Source organism: Mycobacteroides sp. PCS013, assembly GCF_049532645.1.
In the GTDB taxonomy this organism is placed as follows: Bacteria; Actinomycetota; Actinomycetes; order Mycobacteriales; family Mycobacteriaceae; genus Mycobacterium; species Mycobacterium gwanakae.
This window is the reverse complement of the sequence record NZ_CP150131.1, coordinates 320,409-345,717: the sequence shown is the minus strand read 5'-3', so window position 1 is coordinate 345,717 and position 25,309 is coordinate 320,409. Positions and strand designations below refer to the sequence as shown.

25 protein-coding genes, 1 tRNA gene and 1 pseudogene are annotated in these 25,309 nt (G+C 64.4%); 9 read left to right on the top strand and 18 right to left on the bottom strand.

Annotation, left to right across the window (positions count from 1 at the left end; genetic code table 11):
- Positions 1-7: 7 nt before the first annotated feature.
- From RHO23_RS01715 to RHO23_RS01705, 3 genes are read right to left on the bottom strand one after another with little or no spacing between them, the layout of a single operon-like run.
- A complete protein-coding gene (locus RHO23_RS01715; RefSeq protein ID WP_101312660.1) occupies positions 8-631 on the bottom strand; it encodes a class I SAM-dependent methyltransferase in 624 nt (207 codons plus the stop codon).
- Entirely contained in the window at positions 628-1,200 is a 573-nt protein-coding gene (locus tag RHO23_RS01710) for a DUF4389 domain-containing protein (protein WP_423489145.1), read from the bottom strand. The genes RHO23_RS01715 and RHO23_RS01710 overlap by 4 nt, the downstream gene beginning before the upstream one ends.
- Positions 1,201-1,217: 17 nt before the next feature.
- Entirely contained in the window at positions 1,218-2,423 is a 1,206-nt protein-coding gene (locus tag RHO23_RS01705; protein ID WP_423488598.1) for an FAD-dependent oxidoreductase, read from the bottom strand.
- Positions 2,424-2,816: 393 nt separating this feature from the next.
- Here RHO23_RS01705 and RHO23_RS01700 point away from each other — a divergent pair, with 393 nt between their 5' ends.
- Together RHO23_RS01700 and RHO23_RS01695 are read left to right on the top strand one after the other, a co-directional pair.
- Positions 2,817-3,341, top strand: coding sequence for a hypothetical protein (locus tag RHO23_RS01700; RefSeq protein ID WP_123771715.1), 525 nt, complete (start codon positions 2,817-2,819; stop codon positions 3,339-3,341).
- Complete coding sequence (locus tag RHO23_RS01695; protein WP_116079904.1) at positions 3,338-4,363, top strand: hypothetical protein; 1,026 nt, start codon at positions 3,338-3,340, stop codon at positions 4,361-4,363. The genes RHO23_RS01700 and RHO23_RS01695 overlap by 4 nt, the downstream gene beginning before the upstream one ends.
- On the opposite strand, the pseudogene RHO23_RS01690 reads toward RHO23_RS01695, so the two are convergent.
- The 6 genes and pseudogenes from RHO23_RS01690 to RHO23_RS01665 form a co-directional block, all read right to left on the bottom strand.
- A pseudogene (locus tag RHO23_RS01690) lies at positions 4,360-4,794 on the bottom strand (site-specific integrase); the annotation flags it as partial. The gene RHO23_RS01695 and the pseudogene RHO23_RS01690 overlap by 4 nt on opposite strands.
- A gap of 92 nt (positions 4,795-4,886) precedes the next feature.
- Positions 4,887-5,252: a hypothetical protein gene (locus tag RHO23_RS01685; protein WP_234798290.1), complete on the bottom strand. Its 366-nt coding sequence runs from the start codon at positions 5,250-5,252 to the stop codon at positions 4,887-4,889.
- Positions 5,253-5,323: 71 nt separating this feature from the next.
- The gene (locus RHO23_RS01680) at positions 5,324-6,523 is read right to left on the bottom strand and encodes a hypothetical protein (protein ID WP_070942748.1); all 1,200 of its coding nucleotides are present in this window, start codon (positions 6,521-6,523) and stop codon (positions 5,324-5,326) included.
- 15 nt (positions 6,524-6,538) lie between these two features.
- The gene (locus RHO23_RS01675) at positions 6,539-6,844 is read right to left on the bottom strand and encodes a hypothetical protein (RefSeq protein ID WP_264921186.1); all 306 of its coding nucleotides are present in this window, start codon (positions 6,842-6,844) and stop codon (positions 6,539-6,541) included.
- A 53-nt stretch (positions 6,845-6,897) separates the two neighbouring features.
- Positions 6,898-7,659 carry a hypothetical protein gene (locus RHO23_RS01670; RefSeq protein ID WP_423488597.1) on the bottom strand — a complete coding sequence of 254 codons (762 nt, stop codon included), beginning with the start codon at positions 7,657-7,659 and terminating at the stop codon, positions 6,898-6,900.
- A 178-nt stretch (positions 7,660-7,837) separates the two neighbouring features.
- Positions 7,838-7,911: transfer RNA gene (locus RHO23_RS01665), tRNA-Leu, on the bottom strand.
- A gap of 313 nt (positions 7,912-8,224) precedes the next feature.
- Here RHO23_RS01665 and RHO23_RS01660 point away from each other — a divergent pair.
- The 4 genes from RHO23_RS01660 to RHO23_RS01645 all read left to right on the top strand — a co-directional run bounded on the left by RHO23_RS01660 (position 8,225) and on the right by RHO23_RS01645 (position 12,336).
- Positions 8,225-10,066: a fatty acyl-AMP ligase gene (locus RHO23_RS01660; protein WP_423488596.1), complete on the top strand. Its 1,842-nt coding sequence runs from the start codon at positions 8,225-8,227 to the stop codon at positions 10,064-10,066.
- Positions 10,067-10,151: 85 nt separating this feature from the next.
- The gene (locus tag RHO23_RS01655; RefSeq protein ID WP_030094602.1) at positions 10,152-10,631 is read left to right on the top strand and encodes a hypothetical protein; all 480 of its coding nucleotides are present in this window, start codon (positions 10,152-10,154) and stop codon (positions 10,629-10,631) included.
- Positions 10,632-10,633: 2 nt separating this feature from the next.
- Entirely contained in the window at positions 10,634-11,152 is a 519-nt protein-coding gene (locus RHO23_RS01650; RefSeq protein ID WP_030094601.1) for an ImmA/IrrE family metallo-endopeptidase, read from the top strand.
- Complete coding sequence (locus tag RHO23_RS01645; RefSeq protein WP_264921184.1) at positions 11,149-12,336, top strand: MAB_1171c family putative transporter; 1,188 nt, start codon at positions 11,149-11,151, stop codon at positions 12,334-12,336. Before RHO23_RS01650 ends, RHO23_RS01645 begins: the two co-directional genes overlap by 4 nt.
- Here RHO23_RS01645 and RHO23_RS01640 read toward each other — a convergent pair.
- The 7 genes from RHO23_RS01640 to RHO23_RS01610 all read right to left on the bottom strand — a co-directional run bounded on the left by RHO23_RS01640 (position 12,263) and on the right by RHO23_RS01610 (position 18,454).
- Positions 12,263-13,135 (bottom strand): sulfite exporter TauE/SafE family protein, encoded by an 873-nt coding sequence (locus RHO23_RS01640; protein ID WP_264921182.1) that lies wholly within the window; start codon positions 13,133-13,135, stop codon positions 12,263-12,265. The two genes, RHO23_RS01645 and RHO23_RS01640, sit on opposite strands and share 74 nt — an antisense overlap.
- The gene (locus RHO23_RS01635; protein WP_052399428.1) at positions 13,132-14,022 is read right to left on the bottom strand and encodes an alpha/beta fold hydrolase; all 891 of its coding nucleotides are present in this window, start codon (positions 14,020-14,022) and stop codon (positions 13,132-13,134) included. The genes RHO23_RS01640 and RHO23_RS01635 overlap by 4 nt, the downstream gene beginning before the upstream one ends.
- A gap of 216 nt (positions 14,023-14,238) precedes the next feature.
- Positions 14,239-15,183, bottom strand: coding sequence for an exopolyphosphatase (locus RHO23_RS01630; RefSeq protein WP_373877292.1), 945 nt, complete (start codon positions 15,181-15,183; stop codon positions 14,239-14,241).
- Between the two features lie 5 nt (positions 15,184-15,188).
- Positions 15,189-15,668 carry a DUF501 domain-containing protein gene (locus tag RHO23_RS01625; protein WP_264921178.1) on the bottom strand — a complete coding sequence of 160 codons (480 nt, stop codon included), beginning with the start codon at positions 15,666-15,668 and terminating at the stop codon, positions 15,189-15,191.
- The gene (locus RHO23_RS01620) at positions 15,665-16,282 is read right to left on the bottom strand and encodes an FtsB family cell division protein (protein WP_264921177.1); all 618 of its coding nucleotides are present in this window, start codon (positions 16,280-16,282) and stop codon (positions 15,665-15,667) included. Before RHO23_RS01620 ends, RHO23_RS01625 begins: the two co-directional genes overlap by 4 nt.
- Before the next feature lie 29 nt (positions 16,283-16,311).
- Positions 16,312-17,604 (bottom strand): phosphopyruvate hydratase, encoded by a 1,293-nt coding sequence (gene eno / locus RHO23_RS01615; protein ID WP_046252782.1) that lies wholly within the window; start codon positions 17,602-17,604, stop codon positions 16,312-16,314.
- Positions 17,605-17,686: 82 nt separating this feature from the next.
- Positions 17,687-18,454 (bottom strand): lytic transglycosylase domain-containing protein, encoded by a 768-nt coding sequence (locus tag RHO23_RS01610; RefSeq protein ID WP_046252781.1) that lies wholly within the window; start codon positions 18,452-18,454, stop codon positions 17,687-17,689.
- A gap of 173 nt (positions 18,455-18,627) precedes the next feature.
- Between RHO23_RS01610 and efeU (RHO23_RS01605) the strand changes: the two genes are divergently transcribed.
- Genes efeU (RHO23_RS01605) through efeB (RHO23_RS01595) form a run of 3 tightly spaced genes read left to right on the top strand, consistent with a single transcriptional unit; the run spans position 18,628 to position 21,930 of the window.
- Positions 18,628-19,527: an iron uptake transporter permease EfeU gene (gene efeU / locus RHO23_RS01605; protein WP_070920386.1), complete on the top strand. Its 900-nt coding sequence runs from the start codon at positions 18,628-18,630 to the stop codon at positions 19,525-19,527.
- Complete coding sequence (gene efeO / locus RHO23_RS01600) at positions 19,524-20,678, top strand: iron uptake system protein EfeO (protein ID WP_423488595.1); 1,155 nt, start codon at positions 19,524-19,526, stop codon at positions 20,676-20,678. Before efeU (RHO23_RS01605) ends, efeO begins: the two co-directional genes overlap by 4 nt.
- Positions 20,659-21,930, top strand: coding sequence for an iron uptake transporter deferrochelatase/peroxidase subunit (gene efeB, locus RHO23_RS01595; protein ID WP_406801195.1), 1,272 nt, complete (start codon positions 20,659-20,661; stop codon positions 21,928-21,930). Before efeO ends, efeB (RHO23_RS01595) begins: the two co-directional genes overlap by 20 nt.
- Here the strand turns inward: efeB (RHO23_RS01595) and efeB (RHO23_RS01590) are convergent.
- Together efeB (RHO23_RS01590) and efeU (RHO23_RS01585) are read right to left on the bottom strand one after the other, a co-directional pair.
- Positions 21,927-23,153, bottom strand: a complete 1,227-nt coding sequence (gene efeB, locus RHO23_RS01590; RefSeq protein WP_264921171.1) for an iron uptake transporter deferrochelatase/peroxidase subunit — start codon at positions 23,151-23,153, stop codon at positions 21,927-21,929. The genes efeB (RHO23_RS01595) and efeB (RHO23_RS01590) overlap by 4 nt on opposite strands.
- Before the next feature lie 17 nt (positions 23,154-23,170).
- A complete protein-coding gene (gene efeU, locus RHO23_RS01585) occupies positions 23,171-25,225 on the bottom strand; it encodes an iron uptake transporter permease EfeU (protein WP_423488594.1) in 2,055 nt (684 codons plus the stop codon).
- Positions 25,226-25,309 lie beyond the last annotated feature (84 nt).

Genomic DNA, 25,309 nt, shown 5'->3' with positions numbered 1-25,309 from the left:
AATAGCACTATTCGACTACGGTGGCGACGCCTTGCAGGTGAGGCGTGCACGGCGGCGGCACCAGGGTTCTTCGAACACTGCGCAGGCCGCTGGTATCGAATCCGGCCGCGGCAATCGCCTCGACGGTCCGGCGGTTCGGCTCGCACCCGGAGGCAAGCCACGACCACGGCTTGGCGATCAGATCCTGGAACCGCCCCATCACGCCGTCGCCGCGGACATGCTCCAGAACCACCAACCGGCCTCCCGGGGCAAGCACCCGCCGGATCTCCCCGAGGGTTGCCGCCACATCGTCGACCGAGCACAACACCAGCCCGACATGTACCGAGTCGAAACTGTTGTCCGGGAACGGCATCGCCTCCCCGACCCCCTCCACGATGTCGACCTCGACGCCACAGCGGCGTGCCAGGGCGCCCGCCATCCGACGCATCGCCGCCTCCGGCTCGACCGCCGCGACCGATGTCACCGCGGGCGGCAGAAACATGAGGTCGGTTCCCGGGCCGAGGCCCACGACGAGCAGCCTGCCGGTCGCAAGACTCATCGCCGCCCGCCGGTATCGCCGGTAGAACAGCCGGTCGAAAATCGGCATACCGATCCCATATATGTACGGGAACAACGGATTACGGTGCTTCACGTGCCGCCACCACCCAAGTCCATTCGGAACGGCGGGTATTCGTCGCACATCAACGAGACGTACACGGCCACCCGGTAACGCCACCGCACGATTCCCATGAGGAGGTCGAACATGCCTTGCGACACCGTGCCTCTGACCAACAACCGCACCGCGGAAATGACGGCCAGCACCTGCAGCAGTGGCTCCATGGCCCAGCAGATGATGATCTGCGGCAGTGCCAGCAATACCTTCACCAGCACTGCCCACTGGGTGAGGTGTTCTGGATAGTCGACGTCGAGTTCGCCGGGATAGTCGGGCCGCGCGGCGAGCGTGAAAGGCGGATACCTATCGGTGCTGTTCATCGGAAACCGGTAGTTCATCACCCGCCAGGACCACCGCAGCACTCCGACGTTGACGTCGAAGATGATTCGCGGATATCGCCCGGTGAACAAGATCGCGATACCGGCGACGACGGTCAGCACCGGATACATCAGATAAAGGACGATCAATATGGGGTAGTGCGGCACCGCCAGCACGCACCATTTGACGAGAAAGAGCCAGCGCGAGGGCGCGTCGATCCCGCCTCGCACACGGACGGCGTCGGACATCACGGCCGGCAGGCGGTGTCGGCGGCATGGCCCCGGCTGATGTCAGCGGCCATCCGGCGATGACTCACCGACTGTAGGAACGTCGCCAGTGCCCACGTCATGAAACGGTCTGAGACCATCGCCGCGGTTCTCAGCACGGCCTCACCGTGCGAAACCTGAAGCGAGGCAACCCGGGACACGGCGGCGGCGCGGCGCCGCCGGGTCTTCTCATACCAGCGCAGCGCCTCAGGCAGGTCGGTGTTGTGGCCGCGCTGGAATTCCGAAACCGCCCTACACAACACCATCGTGTCGAGCAGTGCCTGGTTGGCGCCTTGTGCAAGCGTGGGCGGCATGGTGTGGGCCGCATCGCCGAGCAGCGTCAGCACTCCATGGCCCGGCCGGGGAATCGGATGGCGGAAATGCGGATAGGGCGAATGCGCCAGATCATCATTGGTGAGCGTGGCGAGTACGCGATCGACGGGCCCGGACCACCCGGCGAACGTGGACCGGATCATGTCGATCGGGCGTTCGGGTCTGACAAAGCCGGACGACCAGGGCAGATCGAACCACCACTGCACATCGGAGCCTCCGGCCGGCCACAGACCCAGGCTTGCGCGCTCACCGATGACGACAAAGGCAACCTGCTCATTGGCGCCGTCCGGGAGGGTCGTCAGCCCCTGCCAGCTGCACCATCCGGTCGGCTCCGCCTGGTCTGCGCCGACGACATCGCGAACGAGCGAATGCCTGCCATCGGCGCCTATCACCAGGTCTCCCTCGGCCACGCTGCCGTCCGCGAACTCGACGCGCGCTCCGTTGCGTCCGCCCATCACCGCAACGGCCCGGGCATTACACCGGATACGTTCCGCCGGAAAGTCTTTCAGCAGCCGCTCAAGCAAGACGTGACGCGGGACCATCCGAATCGGCTCGCCCAGCCGGTCAGCGATCGAGGCCACGTCCAAGGTGGCCAGCGGGCGCCCCGTCGACGTCATGACCCGCACGGTGGACAGCTGCTGGCCGGCCCGGTCCATATCCACGCCCAGCTGCCGCAGCACCGTGGCCCCATTCGACCAGATGGTCACCGCACCGCCACCGGCGTGCACATCCGGACGCTGCTCGTAGACGGTCACGTCATGGCCGTCGCGCAATAGCCCCCGCGCGATGGAGATACCGCCGACACCGGCGCCGACGACCAGAACCCGCAACGATGGCGCCTGCGCTGCTGGCATCAGCTTCGTGGGTCGGCTCGTGAGCCGTTTTGGCTCCACGGCTCAATGTATGACTGCGGCGAGCGCGCTGTACACGGTTTTGTCCCCAGGGCCGTTACCAATTCGTACTCTGTGCCCCCAGTCGGACTCGAAGCGACACTTGGCGGATTTTAAGTCCGGACGGGCCACCTATCGCGACCAGGCGAAACGGGGTCGCTAAAAGTATCAAAAGCGCTGTAAGAGGCCCATTTTAGAGCGGTGGCGGTACGGCGTAGTTAGGCCTTCGGTAAGGCCCCGTATCGCCCTCAGTCGCCGGGGTCTCACCGGGTAAGGGGTTTAGCGAGCATTGTGGTGGGGTTGCCGTACTCCCAATGCAATACTGCACGCAACACGTAGCGGGAGGGGGGTGTTGGAGTGTTCGGCGAGACTCCGGAAGGCGAACCGGTCCAGTTTTGGCCGATTCGCCCTACTGCGGCCCGGTCGCTAAGGCCAGGCGACGAGATATTGGTACCAAACCCAGACGACCCGTCGCCGCAAGCTGCTATGCACGGCAAGATTCTCGACATTCGCGACGACCCGCCGCCAGCGGGGATGATCGTGATCAATGGAGAGCTTGTTCGGGGCGGGGCAGGGCTCTTTGAGAAGCCCGCTTATCCAGGGGAAGCAATCGACAGGCTCGCGCAACCAGATGAGCCGCTGCCGGGCAGTGAGTTCCGCCTAGTCCGCGGAGACGAGATGTGGAAGTGGCTAGAGGTCGAATTCAACGACCCCCATGGCTCTACCGAGAAGTACCTTCTCAGGACATACCGTCGCGTTCAGGACGACCAACTCAATCGTGAGGTCATCGAGGTAAGAGGACAAAGCATGTGGAACCCGAAAAAGGTGATCACGATAACCTTCCTCCCTGAAGCCGTAATACGTTTCGATGGCTACCGTTGACAGTTACGCCATCGGGCAACGCCGACATACGTCTAGTTGAAGGGCACGTCGCCTGCGGCGCTGGTATTCCCGTCATCGCGGACTGCGTCGGCGAATCTTTCAACACAAAGACGAAGTCATTCGATCTGGTCGTGACGCTGCCGCGCTTCAACTACGACCTTCAACTCGTTGCTCCCGAATGGCATGCGAACGCAACGAATCCCGCAGACCTGAAAGAGCAGGAAGGGGACTTCAAGTGGGGAGTGATCACGGCCTGGGAAAATGCACCCGATGGCAGTCAACTTCCGATTACGGCGCGGGTCGACCGATGGCGCATCGAGTTCCTTGTTGAATTTCCGGCGGGTGCGTCTTTCAGCTCCACAGCCTGGTCCGCGATGGAAGAGATTGACGAGTGGTGGGAGTTGTTTAGCTCCTGGCTTGAAATCATAACTTCGCACAACATATCGACCAGGAGAACGAGCGGAGGCATACGTGCCGAGCCGATCTGGATATGGGATGCAAGCGATCTCGTCAGCCGACGCAACGCAGGGGTGGCACGGTCCGGACAGGTCTACAACCAGACAGCTGGGGCACCAGTTGACGTCACGACCCTAGAAGCCTGCATGAGGCTCGCCGCTGACGGACAGCCCCCGCCTGACATGTGGATGTTTATCCGAGACGCGCGTGCGCTCATCGCCAGGGGCGATTTTCGTCGGGCGGTGATAGACGCCGGGACCGCTGCAGAATTGGCAATGACCGAAATTCTCGACCAAGATTTGGCGGCCGCTGACACCGTGCTCCATGACGCGCTCATCGGTCGAAGCAGAACACTTGAGGGTCGATCGAAGCTCATGAGAGAGCTTGGCGCGGGTTTGGTCCCAACGAATTTCAAGAATGACCTACAGGAGCCTCGAAACAAGGCTGCTCATAGCGGCGTCCCGCAGACGCTTGCTAGCGCCACGAAAGCTCTGGAAGTGGCAACCAACTTGGTCGAACAGGCGGAGCCGTCCCTTGGCCTCATTCCCGAGAGCGACTCGGACTAATTCGCCTGCCGCCCAAACAGACTGATGACGTTGCTTGGTAGCTCGTCGGCTTGCTTCGCCGGGGCGGGTGGTGCTGGCAGGGTGTCGAGCGCGCCGCCATCTTCTTCTGGGATGTAGTCGCCGTACACATCAAGGGTTGAGCGTGTAGGTGCTGTGTCCGAGCCACTTCGATACCAGCATGAAGTGCACGCCCGCCGAAAGCGGTAGGACCGCGAACGTGTGCCGGAAGTCGTGTAGCCGTACACCGCGTCGCGCAGGTGTGTCTTTGGGGCCGGTCGAGTGGCCGGCAAGCCGATTGCCTCCAGGGCGTAGCGGAAAATGGTGTCGTAGAACGCGCCAATCGCGAGCGGCTACGATCAGTCGAGCGGTACCGCGTATCGCTCCCCTGCTGCGCGATAGCCCCCGCCGTTCTGCCGCGAGGGCCAAAGGGGATTTGACGTTACTAAAGGAAGCATTCGCGACAGGTCGTGCGGAGCAGGCTTTCTGAACTGCAAGCGAAAAGGAGTGTGGTCTCCGCGAGATTCTACTTCGGGTCCAACTGCCAGAGGAGCATCGCCTTACCAGGTTCGCAATCAGGGATCACACTCACGAAACGGTAGGCATCGCGTTCGGTTTTGCGCCACTTGATGTTGCCTCCGGCAGTCCAATGCTCCAAGTCTCCCTTTGCGCGGAATGCCGGAATGCAATCAGGCGGAACCTCGTACTCAGTCGTGTATTTCAGTTTCGACGGCTCAGGTTTCAGGTCGTACTTGGCGAGGTAATCCCGCCATTCGTCGTTAGGCATGAGGAATCGGACCTTGTAAGGGTTCACTGATCCAACCTCATTGGTGGCCGACTGCGGGACCTCGATCTTCATCAGGCTGACCTCGTCGGTACCCTCGTCAGTCAATCCTGGCCCCACACACCCCGCAATGAGCAAGGTCGCGCAAACTGTCAGGGTGGCCGTGAGCTGCCGCATCATCATGGGTAAGGCACCTGGTAGGGGTTTGACGTTCCGAAGGTTTCGAAGTTTTGCCCCCATCCGTTACCCGCGCGGTGCAGCTTGTTCAGGTCTGAGGCTTGAGGCCAGGGCTTCGGGTCGGTGGTATCGAAGTTGAAGTAATCGTAGACGCTGGTCTGTGCGGCGATGCTGTAGTTCCCATTACCGGTGGGCGTCGCCACACCGCTGACCTGGTAACTGAATGTCCCGACAGTCGCGAACCAGTCCGGATTATCAATCTTGTCCGGCCGCACCGGCTTTCCGCCCATTCTGGCTGAATAGTCCGTTTGGAAGGCGATAGGCCCGGTGTAGCCGGGAGGCATCGCTTTAGTAGCACTAGCCAGCGCGGCTTTAGCCGTGTTTTCCGAGCCCTGTCTAAACCACGGCATGTCTTTGAGCATCGCACCCACGGGGGCCTGCATCGGTTCACCACCGCCCTTTAGGAAGTGCGCCAACCAGGTTGGGGCGTAGTCACCACCGATTCGCCCCGCTTCCATCGCCAGCTCAAACATGGACTTCGTGCCCTGTAGACGCATCTTACCGAGCCAGTCTGGCTTATCTATCCCGTATTGATCTGGCCCTGATCCGTCTTTGTTGGCCTGCTCCTTTGCCCCCTTAGGGGCTTGCGGCGATCTAGGGACACGGGCTTGAAACGGACGCGACCCATCAGTCTCGCCTCGCAGCGCATTCGTGGTCTGCCAATCATATTGCTGCCCAGCAACATCAGCTGTCGCCAACAAGGAGCGGAGCGCAGACTCCAGTTCACTACGGGCAGCCTCGGCATCCTTCTGATCTTGTTCGGAAGTAAGGGTCTTGGAATAGGAGTCCGTCAACTCAACATTGCCGTCATCGCCAAACACGTACTTAGCCTTGTTATCCGCATTATCAACCACGTTGAGGATCGCGTTACGCAATAAACCCATCTGTTGAACAGCGGTGTCCAGGACTTTGGCGGCGTTGCTCCAGCGTTCCGCCTTCTTCTGCTTTTCGCCCGCCAAATCCAGAGCCTTGACGGCGTAAGCGTCCTTGGATTCACCCTCCCAGTCGGTAGTGATTCCCTTGAGCCCGTTGATCACTGTTAACGCGTGCTCGGCCAAGCTCGCCGCTCCCGAGCGCAATCCAGCAGCCGTATTCGACAACTCACCGAGGTTCCAAGCACGCACATCTGAAACAGTGGTCATGGCCCCGCCTGCTTTTCAGAGTTCATCAGCCCGGCGAAACGCCTCCACCACGTCACGAACATTCCCGGCTAGACGGTCGGCTTCCTTCGACATGCCTTTCACGTGTGCGTGCTCATCGACCGCGTGCTGCGACAGTCCCGAAACCAGGTCCGTTCCGGGACACGCTGCTGACCCCGCAGACAACACCGAATCAATGTTCAAGCGATCCAACGCATCGGCAATCCGAAACACGTCCTTGGCATGGTTGTGCACAGGATCCGGCTCCAGTCGAATGACACCCGAGCCGCCTGGTTCAGAAACGTTCTGACCTGAAGCCCCCACAACAACACCCCTCGTCAGTTTGATGCAGTAACCCACACCGCTGCTAGACCGAACTATACGTCGTAGCTAGATGGCTCGACTCTGTCAATTGGAATCAGTTTGTCTGATGCCTCGTACGTATCCAGGATCTGGTTCATCGCGCTCCGAGCGTAGGGCTTCCACTCCGCCAATTCCTTGGAGCCGCGGTCTAGTACTGCTACTAAGAAGTCGAGTAGTTGGACGGTCTTGGCCACGCCGGCCACGGCGTTGGTGGCGCAGAAGGCATTGAAATGCCAATCAACATGGGCGTCTAGGTCTTCCCGGTACGCGGGATTCTTGAATCGGCTACCTGGGTGCACCGCCGAGTTCCGAAGCCCGAAAATCTCCTTCACTCGTTTGCTTATCTCCTTCGACTGGTCATTCTTGGTGATTCTGAGATGGTGCTTCAATGTTTCGGCAACCTGCTGGTGCCTACTTGGGCGCTTTTCACTCCAAGCGTCCGGGCACGGTCGATCTGGAGACCTCACCTTTACGGATGCGTAGAAGGCGTCAATAGCGAATGCGGCTGAGGTGATCGCACGCATCGAGGCGCGAAACTCATTGATCAACAGCTGTGCAGCCTCTTCGCGATCGGTCGCCAGAACCTCAGCGGACAATTTGGGTGCAATTCCTGCGGCTTCGATTGCAGCGCTTACAGCTTCGATGAGCCAGTACCGCCACAGCTCTAATCGAAGATCCAACTTCGGGGACGAGGGCACCAGACCCTCGGCACCCAGTTCAAGTCGAATATCACTGATCCGCAAGTCAACGCCGTCAACAACCCAGATTCCAGGCATCTGGAAAGGTTATGACCAAGGTAGGGGTCGATGAGCCATTCGAGGATATTGCCCTCGTTCCTCGTTCGCGCGTGCTCCGTGCCTGTGTACTCGCCACATGGCCGGGGCGACGCCGAGGTAAAGGGGCCACGAAAGCAGCCCGAGTAGGTCGCGCGCCCATCTAGCCGCCCCAACAGAGTGCCCCCAGTCGGACTCGAACCGACACTTGGCGGATTTTAAGTCCGCTGCCTCTGCCAATTGGGCTATGGGGGCCTTGCAGGTCAGCCCTAGTTCTACCCGGCGCATCCCCTGGCGCCAACTTCCGGTCTCCACCCCCGCTGACCTGGGACAAAGATCACACCCCGGCGCGACACACCCTGGCGTCACATTGAAACTCTCCGACAGATAGTGATACCCCTTGTACAGCACCAGGATTCGATTGGACTCTGGTGTGATTCGTCACCAGACCGCGCGAACGCCGACATTGAAAGTTGCCGCCCGCTCCTCGCACGACGGGTCACCTGCAAACAAAGAGATTCCTTAGTTAGCGCAGGTAGTGTTTTCCATCGTGAGTCGGGAGTTGGATATGTCAGATGCAGTGGCGGTTCGCCAGAGTGGAGTTGAGGATTATCTCGACGCGCAGGGCTCGATCGACCTTCCTCCCGGCACCACCCTGCTCTCCAACTTCGCACACAACATTGCTGAATTCGGCGCTACGGCCGCCTACCGCTACCTGGACTTCACCCGTGACGATGACGGTGTCGCGATCGAGCTGAGCTGGGTGGAGCTGGACACCCGGATGCGCGCCATCGGCGCCCGCCTGCAACAGGTCACCCAGCCGGGTGATCGCGTGGCGATCCTGGCGCCGCAGGGCCTGGACTACGTCATCGGATTCTTCGCCGCCATTCAGGCCGGAAACATCGCGGTTCCCCTCTTCGCCCCCGAGCTGCCCGGCCACACCGAACGCCTCGACGCAGTGCTCGCCGATGCCACCCCGTCGGTCATCCTGACCACCGACAGCGCCGCCGAATCGGTGAACGCGTTCTTGCGCAAGCTTCCTCGCGGGCGGCGCCCGCGCGTCATCGCCATCGACGCGGTGCCGGACTCGGTCGGCGCGACATTCATCCCCGTCGAACTCGATTCCGAGGACCTGGCCTACCTGCAGTACACCTCGGGTTCCACCCGTACCCCGGCCGGTGTCGAGATCACCCACCGCGCGGCCTGTACGAACGTGCTGCAGATGATTCTGGCCGGCGGCTTGGACACCAACATCCGCAGCGTGAGCTGGCTGCCGCTGTATCACGACATGGGCCTGATCATGATCCTGTTTCCTCCGCTGTGCGGCGGCCACATCACCTTGATGTCGCCGTTGGCCTTCGTGCGGCGCCCCCGGCGCTGGGTCAAACAACTGGCCGCCGAATCCGCGTTCGGGCGGGTGTTCGCCGCGGCCCCCAACTTCGCCTTCGAACTCGCCGCCCAGCGTGGCCGCCCACCGGCCGGCGAGACCTGGGATCTGAGCAATGTCGCGGGTCTGCTCAACGGATCTGAGCCGGTGACCATCTCCGCGATCGAGAAGTTCACCGAGGCCTTCGCTCCCTACGGATTCCCGGCCACCGCGATCAAACCGTCGTACGGCATGGCCGAAGCAACGCTCTCCGTGGCCACCATCGCCATCGACGCGCGCCCCAGCGTCATCTACCTGGACCGCGACCAGCTCGCCGAAGACCGCGCCGTGCCCGTCTCACCGGATGCGCCCATGGCGGTCCCGCACGTCTCCTGCGGTCAGGTCATCTCCAGCCAATGGCTGACCATCGTCGACCCGCGCACCGGAAACGAACTCCCCGAAGGGGAAATCGGCGAGATCTGGCTGCACGGCGACAACATCGGCCGCGGCTACTGGGGTCGCGCCAAGGAAACCCAAGACACCTTCGGCAACACACTGAAGTCGCGACTCACCCAGCGCAGTCACGCAACCGGAACCACCGCCGAGGCCCGATGGCTGCGCACCGGCGACCTCGGGGTGTACCTGAACGACAACCTCTACGTCACCGGCCGCATCAAGGACCTCATCATCATCGACGGGCGCAACCACTACCCGCAGGACATCGAGGCCACCGCCTCGGAGGCCTCGTCCGCGGTGCGTTCCGGCTATGTCGCGGCGTTCTCCGTCGCGGCCAATCAGCTCGCTGAGGCCGCCATTGCCGACACCAGCGAGCGCCTGGTCATCGTCGCCGAACGTGCGCCAGGTTCGGGACGGGCCGAACACGCTCCCGTCGTCGAGGCGATCCGTGCCGCCATCTCACGCCAGCACAATCTGCCCGTGGCCGACGTCCGGCTGGTCGCCGCGGGAGCGATACCCCGCACCACCAGCGGAAAACTCGCCCGTGGCGCGTGCCGTGCGGAATATCTCACGGGCGCCTACCGCTAAGACCAACCTCAACTGTGCGTTGAATCACACTGGGAGTCTGCCCCCTCACGTTGAGGGCGCGCGGCATCGGTGTTTGACTTAGTAGATGGCCACTACGAGCCCGCCGCAGGTGTCCCTTCAGGACGCCAAAGCCGCCGACGCGAACCTCGCTGATCGCATCAATGCGCTCTTCCAGTCGCATCGTCGTCCCGACGGCCGGATGTGGACCAATGATGAGGTCGCCAACGGCATCAAGAAGGCTCACCCCGGCATCAAGGTCGGCGGTGCCTACCTCTCGGCGCTGCGCACCGGTAAGCGCGCCCGTCCGGCCATCGACCTGCTCGGCGCACTGGCCGACTTCTTCCGCGTTCCGCTCTCGGTGCTCACCGATCCCGAGCGCACCTACTCGCTCGATGAGCGTCTCGGTGCGCTGGATGAGACCACGCGGGACGAGGTGGAGCTGATCGCGTTACGTGCGATCGGCCTGAACAAGCAGAGCCTGGAAACAGTCGCCGCCGTGCTCGATCACGTGCGCGCGCTACAGGGCCTGCCGACGGTGGACAACTCGGTCAGCAACGGGCAGTAATCATGCCGAAGATGCGTTGTGTCACAACCGATCTACGGTCCACTCGCGAACTTCAAGCTATCCACAAGCAGTGCACCCGCAAGCTCGCGGACCTGGGCCTGGACACACTCACGACCGTCGAGGACATCCGCGCCCGCGCCAGTGAACTCAGCGAGCGCGATATCCAGCTGGTGCCCTACGCGCTCTCCGGCAGCGGCGTGCACGGCCTGCTGGTCCGCACCGATGCCACCGACTACGTGGTGTACGACAGCGACACCACCACCATGCATCGCGAGCACATCATCCTGCATGAGCTGAGCCATGTGATGTGTGGACACACCAGTTCAAGCAAGCGTGAACTGGCCGAGGTCCTGTGTCGCGAGACCTATCTCGACGACCAGGAGGTCGAGGCAGAAATGCTCGCCTCCATGATGGGGCAGCGCGTCAGTCCCGACAGCCACCGCCCCATCCCCGTCACGAACGCCAACCTCCGGCGCATCCTGGCATCACTCGTGCTGGAAGGCTCACCGGCGGCACCGTGACCTCAGTTTTTGAAGACTCCGCCGCGGCGTATTCGATAGCGGCCGTCTTCAGCTTTGGCGCTGTGGTCGTGGTTGCCGCCGCGATGCTGCGTTCCCGGGTCCGTCCACCCGCCTCGGTGGCACTGTTGTTGTCATTCCTCTTCAAGGGCATTGCCGTCACCTTGGCGACTCCGCCGCTCTACGAGAAGTTCGACAACTTGGTCGGCGTGCACAACATGGGCCGGCTCGTCTTGAACCTCTCGGGCGGCATGGCCTGGACCGCATGCGTTCTCACGGTCATCACCTTCTGGGGTGAATCCGGCCCCCGTGCGGTGCAGCGTGCACGGCTCTGGGTCGGCATGGCAGTAGCCATCGGCGCCGCGCTGGTTCTCTGCTGGTTTGTGGCACCGACTTCTGAACTGCCACAGGACTTCTACGCCTCGCACGGCAACAAGCCGGCCTGGGTGCTCTACATGCTGATCTATCTGATCACCTACGGCCTGGGCGCACTCCTGATCACCGTCAAATGCCTGCAGTACGCCCGTTTTCACGATGTCGCGTGGCTGCGACGCAGCATGCTGCTCACCGCGGCCGGAGCCGCCATGTGCCTGTTGTTCTGCATCATGCGGGCACACTCGGCCATCTACGGCATGATCACCAACGACAGCTACTCCTGGCAGCGTCTGGCCCCATTGGCCGCCACCATCGGGCAGATCCTCATCGTGGTAGGCCTTGCCGGACCGTCCTTCTCACAGCTGGTCACGTCGGCACGCCAACGCATCCAGGCCTACCGGCAGCACCGTCAACTCGAGCCGCTGTGGACCGCGCTGTATGAGGGCAACGCCCAGATCGCACTGGCACCACCGCAGGCCGCCATCGGCGATCACAATTACCGGCTCTATCGCAGAATCGTCGAGATCCGCGACGGCCTGAGCGCCATCCGCCCCTACCTCACCGAAGACGCGTCCACCACATCCGCGGCGCGCCAAATTCATTCGGCCATCGAACAACAGCGCACCGCACCGCAGCACGACAAGACCTCCGGCACCAAGATCATCGGCGAACGTACGGGCGCCAACCGCAAGGAAGAACTGAACTGGCTCCTGGACGTCGCCCGGGAGCTGCAGAAGATCAACCGCCAACACACGCCTGCGACGCTGGCGCCGGACTTGGTTTCGTCGTCGTCCGGACAGACGAGCTCGTAAACACCCGCACGATCTCGCGGATGGCGATGAACACCAGATAGGACCCGAACACCAGCGCGAGCCAGCGCGCGTTCAGGGCGAGCGCCAGCAACGCCCCGACGACGGTGCCGGGCAACGCGAATGCCGCCAACCGGAAACCTATCGGAGCATCAGCGGTGCCCTGACGCAGATGTGTGGTCGCCGCGACCAGCGCGTTGGGCAGCATCACCATCAACGAAGTGCCCTCTGCCACGTGCAGATCCGAACCAAACAGCACCAGCATCGCCGGAACCGTCAGCAGCCCACCGCCAAGACCTAGTGCGGCCGACCACGCACCGACCACGAAACCGACCACGGCACCGATAGCGATGACCGATGGCACATGGGCGAGCACAGCATCGGGAAGCAGTGCCTCACCCGCCGAAGGGTCAATGCCTGCGGCGCTGAGAAGCAGCTTGAGCGCGGTGGCCAGCAGCACAAAAACAAACAGCGCCTTGAGAATCCACTCGGGAATGCGGGCCACCAGCTTGGCCCCCACCACCGCGCCGATCACGCCGCCCGCCATCAGCCCGGCGCCCGCCACCACGTCGACCTTCGCCCCGTGCAGCGCGTAGACGGTGCTGCCCGCGATCGCGGCAGAGACGTTCGGCAGCGTCGAGGTGCCGTGAATGACGGCCCGGCTCAACGTGGTCGCCCGAGCCAGCGAGGGCACGGTGATCACTCCGGTGCCACCGCCCAGCAGCCCGCCCGACATACCGCCGAGCACGCCGATGCGGGCAAGCGTCGCCAGGCTCGGGCGCGGCCCAGGATCTCCGGTCACCCGGCCACCCGCAGCTTCTCGATATCGGAGAACTCGGACAGCCGGAAGAACGCCTCGGCGCGATCCAGGATGCGCTCACGCATCGTCACCGTCTGCCCGTGGTTGCAGCCGGCCAGCAGGGCGAAGTAGGCACGCGGCATCCGGACCGCCGCCTCCCGCGACTCGGCCAGTCGCATGGGGTCTTCGGACCCGGCGAAAAACAGTGTGGGCGTCTCGATTTGAAGCAGAACGTCTTCGGCGACACCCGGCTCGGCATCCCACTGCCGCAGCAGCGCCGCCAGGCCACGCTGGCCCAGGGCCTCGATGGTCGCCCGGAATCCCGAGCTCATCTGCTGGCCGCGGTGTGCCTCCCAGCCGTCGACGAAAGCCTCCAGACCGGACTCCTCCACCACGCGAACGGCGTTGGGGAAGATCAGAACGTCCACCGCACCACGCTGAGGCCGATGCGAGGACCCCGCGACCACCAGCGAGGTGAGCCGCTCGGGAGCGGTGGCGGCAAGGGTGAGCCCGATGCGCCCGCCCAGCGAGTAGCCGATGTAGTGCGTCCGGTGGATGCCCAGGTGATCCATGACCGCGCAGACATCCCGCGCCGACGAGGCGATGGCGTATCCGCCGGGATGATCGGGCTTCTCGCTGGCGCCGTGCCCGCGCACGTCGATGGTGGTCACCCGGTACTGCTGAGACAGCTGCGCAATGTAGCCGTGCTTGGACCACACGGCCGAGTTCTGCAGGCTGCCGTGCACCAACACCACATCGGCGACACCGGGCCGCGCGCGCCCATACGTCCGGTACGCGACCGCGGCACCGTCCGGGTCGGGCCGTCGCACGAAACCTGTTTCCGAAACCCCAATTTCGCGTACTTCGGCCTTCGACATCAATCCGGACATGGGATATCCAAACCTTCCGCACCTAATCAAACGTTGCCGATCCGGGCTCCGCGCGACGCTGCGCCTTCTCAACTGACCGTTTATGGAACTTCAACTGTCCGTTATCGGTCTGTGTTGATATATCAACTGTCAGTTGATTTGATCAACTTGTCAACTGGAGCAGGGGGTACATTGTCAACTGTTACGCAGGTCACATGGCTACGTGTTAAGGCCTGGTTACCTGCGTAAGGACATTGCGATGCCATCGAGGATGTCGTGCTCGCTGACCACCAGCTCGGTGATGCCGGCGCGGGCAGAAAACTCGCGCGCCAGTTCCTGCACGACGATCGATCCACCACCGATGACATCGACGCGTCCCTCATGCATCGGCCCCAGGGCGGCGCGCTGCGCGCGCGGCATCGCGATCAACTCGGACGTCACCTCGGACAAACGCTCCAGCGGCACCCGCGACAGGTGAATCGCGGCGGGATCGTAGGCGTCCAGCCGGTGCGCCAGCGCCGCCAGCGTGGTGAAGGTGCCCGCCACCCCCACCCAGGTTCGCGCGTCCTGGACCGGCACCACCTCGAAGGTCCGCGCCAGCTGCGCGCGCACCGCGTCGCGTGCTGCTTCGATCTCATCGTCGGTGGGCGGATCCGAGTGCAGGCACCGCTCGGTGAGCCGTACGCATCCGATATCGGCCGAGAAGCTGGCCCTCACCCCACCGGCATCGCCGATCACCGTCTCGGTCGACCCTCCGCCAAGGTCCACCACGACATAGGGCCCCGCCGCCGAATCCAACTCGCCTACCGCGCCGGCAAACGACAGCCCGGCCTCCTCGGTGCCCGTGATCACCTCCGCCACCGCCCCCGGCACAACGGATCCGAGCAACTCAGCGGTCATCGCAAAGAACGCCTCGCGGTTCGTGACGTCACGCGCGGCCGAGGTGGCCACCATGCGCACATGCTGCACCCCAAGGGAGCTCATCAATTCCGTGTACGCCTTGAGCGCCACCCGGGTGCGCGCGATGGCCTCCGGCGCGAACTCCCCCGTCGCGTCCACGCCCTGCCCCAGCCGCACAATCCGCATCTCGCGGTGTACATCGGTCAGCCGTCCGGCATCGTCGACATCCGAGACCAGCAGACGGATCGAGTTAGTGCCGCAATCCACGGCGCCAACCCGCAGGGCCGTCACCAGACCTCCGGCAGCACACCCGGCATGGTGCCCAGCAGCTCTCGAATCGCCTCATCCCCCAGAGGGTTGACTCCGGGCCCCACGGCAAGTGAATGTCCGATCAGCACATGCAGACACTTCACCCTGTCGGGCATTCCGCCTGCGGTCACCGTAGTGCCGAGCGGCTCGATGGCGTCACGCTCGGCGAGGTAGCTCTCGTGGGCGCGCTGATACGCGGCGGCCAGCTCCTCATCGGAGGCAAGGCGATCGGTCATATCGCGCATCAGCCCGCCGGACTCCAGACGGCTCGCCGCGGCCGTCAGAGCCGGGTGCGTCAGGTAGTAGAGGGTGGGAAACGGTGTGCCGTCGGGGAGCCGCGGAGCGGTCTTGACTACGGCGGGCTCCCCGTTGGGACAACGGTAGGAGACCTCCAGCATGCCTCGCGGTGCGCGACCCAATTGACTTGTGACCGCAGCGATATCGTCGTCGGAGATCACGGGATCGGCGCCGGGGCGGTCGGTATTGCCGTGGGCGAGTCGGCGATGTTGTGCCACAGGTTGGTGTACCACGGGTTGCCGTTGTCCACCGGCCCCTGGCTCTGCGGTTTGGCATCGACGGGGGTGTTCGGCAACTGCACCTGGAACGGCACCTCACCCGGCATCACGAACCCCAGCCGCTCACGTGCCTGGGCGGCGATATAGGCCGGGTCCGCCAGCCGGCGCTTCTTGTCCTCGAGCCCGGCGATCTGGTCGCGCAGCTGAGCTTCCGCCGCCGCAAGCTGATTCCGTTCGGCCTGTTGCGAGAAGTAGGTGCGCACCGGACCGGCCACGGTCAGGGTCAGCGCGCACACCACGGCGGCAAGAACAGCGGCCCGGCGTGCGGTGGACCCCAGGCGCTGCTCGGACTGATGCTCGGCACTGCGTTCGATCGACGCGGCCACCGCGCCGGTCGCCCCGCCGGGCTTGGCCGCCTTGGTAGGAGCCGCCGGACCGCTGCGGGCGGGGCCTCGGACGACCTTCTGCGCCGGCCGCTTGACCGGTGTCCGTTTACGGGCAGCCGGAGCCGGACCCCGCGACCTACCGGACGCGGGGCGGCGCTTGGAATCAGCCATAGCTCGGCCTCAGCCCGTCGGCTTGTCCGCTAGTCGGACGTCTCGATCGAGAACCGCGGGAAGGCAAGATCACCCGCGAAACGGGCAGCGTCCCCAAGTGTTTCCTCGATACGCAGCAGCTGGTTGTACTTGGCCACCCGCTCGCTACGCGCCGGGGCGCCGGTCTTGATCTGACCGCTGCCCACCGCGACCGCCAGGTCCGCGATGGTGGTGTCCTCGGTCTCGCCACTGCGGTGGCTCATCATCGTCTTGTAGCCGCTGCTGTGCGCCAGTGTCACCGCATCCAGCGTCTCGGTGAGGGTGCCGATCTGGTTCACCTTGACCAGCAGGGCATTGGCGGCGCCCCGCTCGATGCCCTCTTCCAGGCGCTCGGGGTTGGTGACGAACAGGTCGTCGCCGACCAGCTGCACCCGGTCACCGATCGCGGTGGTCAGTGCCACCCATCCGTCCCAGTCGTCCTCGGACAGCGGGTCCTCGATGGACACCAGCGGGTAGGCGTCGAGCAGCTCGGCGTAGAAGGCGCCCATCTGCTCGGCGGTGCGCTTCTCCTTCTCGAAGCTGTAACCGTCTGCGGCGCTGTAGAACTCGGTGGCTGCGACATCGAGCGCCAGCGCCACATCCGAGCCCAGCTTGAGACCTGTCGCCTCGATCGCGGTGCTGATCAGATCCAGCGCGGCCCGGGTTCCGGCGACGTCGGGGGCGAACCCGCCCTCGTCACCCAGTCCGGTGGACAGGCCCTGCTTCTTGAGCACGGACTTGAGCGAGTGGTACACCTCGGTGCCCCAGCGCAGCGATTCCTTGAAGCTCGGCGCACCGATGGGCGCCACCATGAACTCCTGGACATCGACCCCGGTGTCGGCATGCGCGCCGCCGTTGAGGATGTTCATCATCGGCACCGGCAGGATGTGCGCGTTCGGGCCACCCAGGTACCGGAACAGTGCCAGCCCGGCCGAGTCGGCGGCAGCCTTCGCCACCGCCAGCGAGACGCCCAGGATGGCGTTGGCGCCGAGGCGCGACTTGTCCGGGGTGCCGTCCAGATCGAGCAGGGCCTGATCGATGAGGCGCTGGTCATCGGCGCTCTCACCGATGATGGCCGGGGCGATCTCGTCGAGCACGGCGTTCACGGCCTTGGTGACGCCCTTGCCGCCGTAACGTGCATCGCCGTCGCGCAGCTCAACGGCCTCATGCTCACCGGTGGAGGCACCCGAGGGGACCGCCGCCCGTGCGAACGTGCCATCGGTCAAGGCGACCTCGACCTCGACGGTCGGATTGCCGCGTGAGTCGAGGATCTCGCGGGCGCCTACCTGCTCAAGAATCGGCACTGTCTCTCCTTAGGGGTGCTGCGGTTCCGACGTCGTATGTTGATGAGCCACTCGGGCGAAGAACATCGGGTACAGACTAGTGCTACAGCGACCCGCCCTTGGCGTAGGCCGTGGCCCAATCCCGTACCTGCTCGGCGTACACGTCCGACATGTTGTACGCCCACAGCGCCTTGATCCAGCCCTCGGTGGTGCTCAGGTCGCCACCACGCGAGCACAGGTACCCCGCCGCCGACAGCGCCGCATCGTCGATGTTGTCGGGACTGGGGTCGCCCTCACCTGCGGCGCGGACGCCGTAGATGCGCCAGGTCTCGGGGATGAACTGCATGGGTCCCATCGCCCGGTCCTGGTTCGCGTCACCGTCCAGCACGCCCTTGTCGGTGTCCGGAAGCCGCAGGTTTCCGTTGGATCCATCCAGGCGCACCCCACGGATCGGGGGCAGTGCGTCGCCGTTGGGGTGCAATTCGGCGCCGTGGTAGGTGCCGTTGTGGCTCTCGACAGTGCCAATTCCGGCCAGCGTCGTCCACGCGATCTTGCACCGTGGATTCTCGCGCTCGGCAACCTTGGCCGCGTATGCGTACGCCTCGAGGGCGATGACGGGGATTCCCGTCTTCTGGGCACGCGGGGTGGACCAGTCACGGAGCTGGTCAGCGGGACGGCCATGAATCTGCGCGGGCGGCGTCTCGATATCGGGCACCGGATCTCCGGCAGGCGGCGGCACCCCCTGCGGTAGCGGGGTACGCCCACCCAACTGCCAGGAACAGCCCGCTGCCAGCAGAAACGTCGAAATGGAGACGACGAGCACGATCCGCACTAAACGCGCCGACAAGGAGCGCACGGCGAGGGACGACACGACGGAACTCCTAGACGGTGCGATGGATTGCTCACCATCGTCGCATGAGCTGGACACACACGGACGCAGCCGATGCGTTGCCATCACTTCCACAGGACCTATTCAGGTAAGGTCAGCCGCACCTTGGCAAGCGTTGGCTAGCCAAAGTCACATGAGGGAAAAGGACCCTGGACATGCGCAGTATCGGCGTCCTAGCCGACGGGCCGACTCACTTCTCGCAATACTTCAGCAGCGGCCTCATCGGACTGCGCGAGGGCCTCGAATGCGGGATCGTCGTGATGATCCTGGTGGCGTTCCTGGTCAAGTCGAACCGACGCGACGCGCTGCGCTGGGTGTGGCTGGGCGTCGCCGGTGCCATCGCGATGACCCTGCTCGTCTTCCTGACGATCCACTTCGGCAGTAACACCATCAGCGACCTGGGCGCCGAAGCGATCGCCGGGGTGGCCTCGCTGGTCGCGGTGGCCATCGTGACCACCATGGTGCTGTGGATGCGCACCGCCGCCGCCAGCATCGCCGGCGAACTGCGTCAGGGCATGGCCCAGGCACTGGAAGCTGGCTCGCTGGCGGTCCTAACCGTGGCGTTCCTGTCCGTCGGACGTGAGGGCGTCGAAACCGCCCTGTTCATGGTCGGGTACGCCAAGGCCGAAACCGCCTGGCCCCTGGCCGGACTCGTCACCGGAGTCGCGGCCGCGGCCGCACTGTCCTATGGCATGTACCGCGGCGCGGTCAGGATCAACCTGAGCAAGTTCTTCAAGTACACCGGCGCCTTCCTGGTCGTGGTGGCCGCCGGCATCCTGTCCTATGGCATCGGCGCCCTCCAGACCGTCGGATGGCTTCCCGGGCTGTCGCACAAGGCCTTTGACATCACCGGCTGGTTCGACTGGAGCGCCTGGTACGGCGAGCTGCTGCGCGGCATCTTCAACGTGACACCGACCCCGACAGTGCTGCAACTGGCGGGCTGGATCACCTACCTGGTGATCGTGCTCGGACTCTTCCTACGTCCTGTGGCCACTCAGCCCAAGGCGCCCACCACCGACACCACAGAAGCCCAACCCGAGAGGACCGCTGGATGAAACCATCACTCGCCTACGTAGCCGCCGCGCTTGCGATGGCCACCGGTACGACCCTGGCGGCCTGCACCCCCAAGGAGCCCGCCGAGAGCGGTGCCGCCGGTGCTGGTCAGGAGATCACCGTCACCGCCACCGACACCAGCTGCGAGGTGTCCGAGACCGAGGCCACCACGGGCCCAGTCACTTTCAAGGTGACCAACAACGGGTCAAAGGTCACCGAGTTCTACGTCTACGACAAGGGCGACCGCGCGCTCGGTGAGGTCGAGAACATCGGCTCGGGCATCAACCGCAAGCTCATCGTGCAGTTCACCGAGCCCGGCACCTACCAGACCGCCTGCAAGCCCGGCATGATCGGCGACGGCATTCGCGGCGACTTCAAGATCACCGGAGCCGCGGTGAAGCTCGACGCCGAGGGCAAGTTCAAGGACGCCACGGATCGTTACCGGGGTTACGTGATCAGCCAGGTGGACGCCCTCAGTGAATCCGCCGGCAAGTTCGTCGAGGCGGTCAAGGCCAAGGACATCGCCTCCGCCAAGGCCCAGTACCCGACCAGCCGCGTGTACTACGAGCGGATCGAGCCGGTGGCCGAGGCCTTCCCCAACGACCTGGACCCTCGAATCGACTTGCGCGAGGCCGACCTTCAGCCCGGCGAGAAGTGGACCGGCTACCACCGCCTGGAGAAGGACCTGTGGGTGACCGGCCTGCAGCCCGACACCGACGCCATCGCCGATCAGCTGCTCAAGGACATCAAGGAGCTCTCGGACGGCGTGCGCGCCAAGGACTTCGACATCAACACCACCAAGATCGCCGGTGGAGCGCAGACGCTGCTCGACGAGGTGGCCAGGACGAAGATTTCCGGTGAGGAAGAGGCCTTCAGCCACACCGATCTGTGGGACTTCCAGGCCAACGTGGACGGCTCGCAGAACGCGGTCGCTACCGTGCGCCCGATCCTCGACGAGCGCAAACCCGAACTGGGACAGGCGATCGACAAGCGGTTCAAGGAAGTCGACACCCTGCTGGGCAAGTACCGCAAGGGTGACGGATTCGTCTTCTACGACACGGTGACCCAGGATCAGCGCATCGAGCTGGCACATGCCATCGATGCGTTGTCCAAGGAGGTCAGCGAGGTGCAAGGTGTCATCGCCGGACGGTAACGGCTTCAACCGCCGCAAGCTGCTGGGCGCGGCGGGAGTTACCGCCGCCGTGGCCGGTGCCGCGGGAGCCGGAGTGCTGGGCGGCCGCGCGAGCGCGGCAAGCATCGGACCGGACAACGTCAAGGTCCCGTTCCGCGGCGAACACCAGGCCGGGATCACCACCCCGGCGCAGGACCGGATGCATTTTTGCGCCTTCGACGTGATGCCCAACGCCACCCGCGGCGAGGTGCAGGCCATGCTGCGTCAGTGGACCGAGATGGCCGAGCGGATGTCCCAGGGCGAGGAGACCACACCGGGCGGTGCGATCGACGGCAATCCCTATGCCCCGCCGACCGATACAGGCGAGGCATTGGACCTGGCCGCCTCCGCACTGACCCTGACGATCGGCTTCGGCCCTTCGTTCTTCCGTAAGGACGGGGTGGACCGGTTCGGCATCGCCGACAAGCTACCGGCGCCACTGCAGGAACTGCCGAAGTTCCGCAACGAGAAGCTGGACCCTGCCCGCTGCGGCGGCGATATCTGCATTCAGGCCTGCGCCGACGACCCACAAGTCGCGGTGCATGCCATCCGCAACCTGGCCCGGGTGGGCTTCGGAACCGTCGCGGTCAAGTGGTCGCAGCTCGGATTCGGCCGCACCTCCTCGACCAGCCGGTCGCAGGTGACGCCGCGAAACCTGTTCGGGTTCAAGGACGGCACCCGCAACATCAAGGCCGAAGACACCGGGAAGGTCAACACCAGCGTCTGGGTAGCCAAGGGCGACAACCCCGAATGGATGACCGGCGGCACCTACCTGGTGGCGCGGCGCATCCGGATGCTGATCGAGAGCTGGGACCGCACCGTACTCAACGAGCAGGAACGAGTCATCGGGCGCTCCAAGGGATCGGGTGCGCCGATCGGCCAGAGCGACGAGTTCGCGGCCATCGACTTCACCGGCAAGAAATCCGATGGGGAACCGCTGCTGGATGTGGACGCGCACGTGCGACTGGCCTCCGCCGAAGAACTGGGCGGTATCGAGATCCTGCGCCGCGGTTACAACTTCACCGATGGGTCGGACGGGTTCGGGCATTTGGACGCGGGGCTGTTCTTCATCGCCTTCGTGCGCAATCCGCAATCGCAGTTCATCCCGATGCAGCGCAAGCTGGCCACCGAGGACGCCCTCAACGAATACATCCTGCACACCGGTTCGGCGATCTTCGCCTGTCCACCGGGCCTGGGTCCCAAGGAGTATTGGGGTCAGTCGCTCTTCGGCTAGCTGAGCAAGGTCCTTCCGTACCAGTCGTTCTCGTCGGCGACGCCCGGCAGCGCGAAGAAGTATCCGCCCCCGAACGGCTGCACATAGTCGACGAGGGGCTCGTCGTTCAACCGGTTCTGCACGGTTTCGAACTGGCGCTCGAGGTCCTGCTGGAAACAGACGAAGACATGTCCCGACTGCATGTTCCCGTTCGGTTCCACGCCCAGGTCGTAGTTGTAGGAACGCCGGACCAGCCGCTGGTTGTCGGTTTCCGCGGTGCGCGGGTTGGCCAGCCGGATATGCGCATCCAGGGGAATGGTCTGGCCTTCGGGATCAGTGGTGTAGTTGGGGTTATCGAACTCGTTGTTCCCGTCCAACGGTGCGCCGCTGTCGCGACGTCGACCGAACATCCGCTCCTGCTCGTTGATGGAAACCCGATCCCAGAACTCGACGAGCATCCGGATGAGGCGTACCACCATGTAGGTGCCGTCCGCGGTCCAGGCGGGTTCGCCATCGCCCACCCAGATCAGCTTTTCGGCATCGTTGGACACCGGGTTGGCGGTGCCATCCTTGAACCCCAAAAGGTTTCGGCCCGTTCCGGACGGGCGCGGGGGCGAGTTGTACCCCTCGATACGCCAGCGCATCTGCAGATCGCCCCGCACCGCGCGGGTGATATCGCGCAGTGCGTGATGCACGGTATCCGGATTGTGGGCGCACAGCTGAACCAGCAGATCACCGTGTGTCCACGCCGCATCAGGAAAGTCGTTGGGAAATACCGTCATTGGTTTGAGCTTGGCGGGCTTGCGGTCGGTCAGCCCGAATCGGCTATCGAACAGGCTCGACCCGACCGCCACTGTGACGGTGAGGCCGTCGGCCTCGACCACGGGCCCAACCACCTCGCTATCCGCCGGCGGTTGCCCCACCCCCAGCTCGGGCGGGGTGCCGCCGGTACAGAGGAACCGCGCCCGCTCGGTCAACTTCTTGAAGGCACCGGTCAGCGCATCCCTGTTCTTCGATGTCACGTCGAACGCCACGTGGCAGGCAAAATTCTGCTTCTCGGCGGGCACCGGGGTGAGGATTCCCGACTGCTTGGCCCCGTGGAATGGGTACCGATTCGGGGGCGCGGCCACTGCCGCCGCGTTCGCGTCAACCTCGGCACCGTGCGCCAGCACCGCACCCGTGACGGCCGTGCCTGCGGCCCCGATGGCCGCGCCGCGGAGGAAGTTCCTGCGGTTGACATCCATATTGCGCGCCTCCTTGGTCATCGGCTCGGCGGAAGTTCGATGAGCAGTGGCACCGAGGCGAGCGTCTCGAGCACCTGCCCCAGCGCGGCATCCACCGCCTGGCGACCGGCCAGCGGCACCTGCTCGAGCGGACGCCACTGTCCACCCTGCTGCGTCGCCTTGAGTGCGGCGTCAAGGATATCGAGCTGGGAGTTGCTTTCCGCCAATAACTTCGGCGCGCGGGCATTGATCAGCGCGGAGAACTGGCCCAGCACCGCACGGGTGGCTTCGACCGCAGCTGCCGCCTCCGCATACTCGGTTCCCGCTCCCTGGTTCGTGTAGCCCATGAGCTGGAATCGCAAGGTGTCCTCGAGGATTTCGTGTGGGCGTTTCGTCTGGTCGGCCGGCTCCGTCATCACGTCCGCCAGGTTGGCACGCAGCTTGTCGATGGTCGAGACCAATTCGTCTGCCACCGGCACCAACACCGGCGCGGGTTGCCCGTGCCACAACCCGTACTCCAGGCGGCGTAAGCCCTTGAAATCGGGATCGTGCACTCCGTCGGGGAGCCCATGCGGCAGCCCGGCAATGGCGTCCCCGTAGTCCTTGAAACTGCCGTACGCCGCACCGATTCGATTCCAGGTCAGAATCGCCGGCAGCCAATCCTTCTTCGCCGCTTCGATGTTGCCCGCGGCAAGGTCGGCACGAAGTGCGCGCGCCTGGGTACCCAGCACCGCGAGGAGATTGTCGGCGTAACGCTGGTAGGCCTGCATCGGCGGCTTGAGATCGTCCTCGGTCACCCTGACCACCGGCTGCGGCGCCCCAGGGTCGGCCTTGCCCCGGACTTGTTGAGATGCGGAGTATCTGGCGGGCTCTCCGGCCATCAGGCACGCGAACTTGTACGTCCCGTCCGAGAGCGTCGCGGTGAGCGTGGCACTGGTGGAAGGGCCCAGGGTCTCGATCTCGGCGACCACACCGTTGTTGCCGTCCACGAGGTTGATCTCACCGGTCTTGCCCGACTTGTTGACGACAGAGAACGTCTGCAGGCCGGTACCCGCGGACGTCCAGTCGTCGGCGCACCCGCTAGCCGTCACGGTGACTTGCGTATCGGCATCACGGTTGGCGGACGGCAGAATCGCAATCACCGCGGCCGCCATGAGTACCGGTACCACCACGATGGTCGCGGCAACCGCGAAGGGGCGCTGGCCGATCACGCGCGCGAAGGCCGAGGGTTCCTCGTCGAGCTCGGACGCGGCAGTGGGCGAATGGTTTTCACGTGATACCCGCAAGAACGGGGGTATCACCAGTATCAGATATCCAGCCCAGGCCACCACCTGCAGCACGGTCATCCGCGGGGTGAGCTGGGTAATGCCGGTGACGATGGTGGCCCACCAGGAGTCCGCGGAGATGCGCTGACTCAGATCGAAGGCGTACCAGGTCCGCCCGGGCAACCAGCCCGCGGTCTGCAGATCCCCGATGCCGTACGCCAGAATTCCGGCGGCGATCACAATGAGCACGACCGCCGTACGGGTGAAGAACACTTTGAGATTGAGCTTCACCGCGCGGCGATACAGCAGCCAGCACAACGTCACCGCGATCGCTAGCCCGAGGGCGCCACCGATCACCGGTCCGGTGATCTCCCCCGCTGCCTTGGCCGCGGTCCAGAAGAACAGCGTGGTCTCTAATCCCTCGCGGGCGACCGCCAAGAACGCCGTCAGGGCCAGCGCGCCCGCACCGAGGGTGAGCGCGTGCTCCACCTTCCCGGACAGCTCACCGGAGAGGCTGGCGGCGGTGCGCGACATCCAGAAGATCATCGCGGTGACCAACCCGACGGCCAGGATGCTGAGCACGCCGCCCACCACGTCCTGGCCGGTTGCGCCCAGCGAGCTGGTCGTGGACGTGAGCACCGCCGCGAAGCTGGCCGATACCGAGAGCGCCCCGAGCACGCCCAGCCACACCGGCGCCGTGGCCCGGCGCCCGTTGGCCGCCAGCGGTGAACGATGGACGGCGGCAAGCAGGATGCTCACCACAAGTCCTGCTTCGAGACCCTCTCTCAGGCCAATCAACAGATTGGGGACCGCATCCGATAACACCACGTAGATAAGGTATGGCGTACCTAAATGCTGTGCAAATGCTGTGCGGACCATGGTCCCGCGAGGCCAGGCACAAAGTCCCGCCGC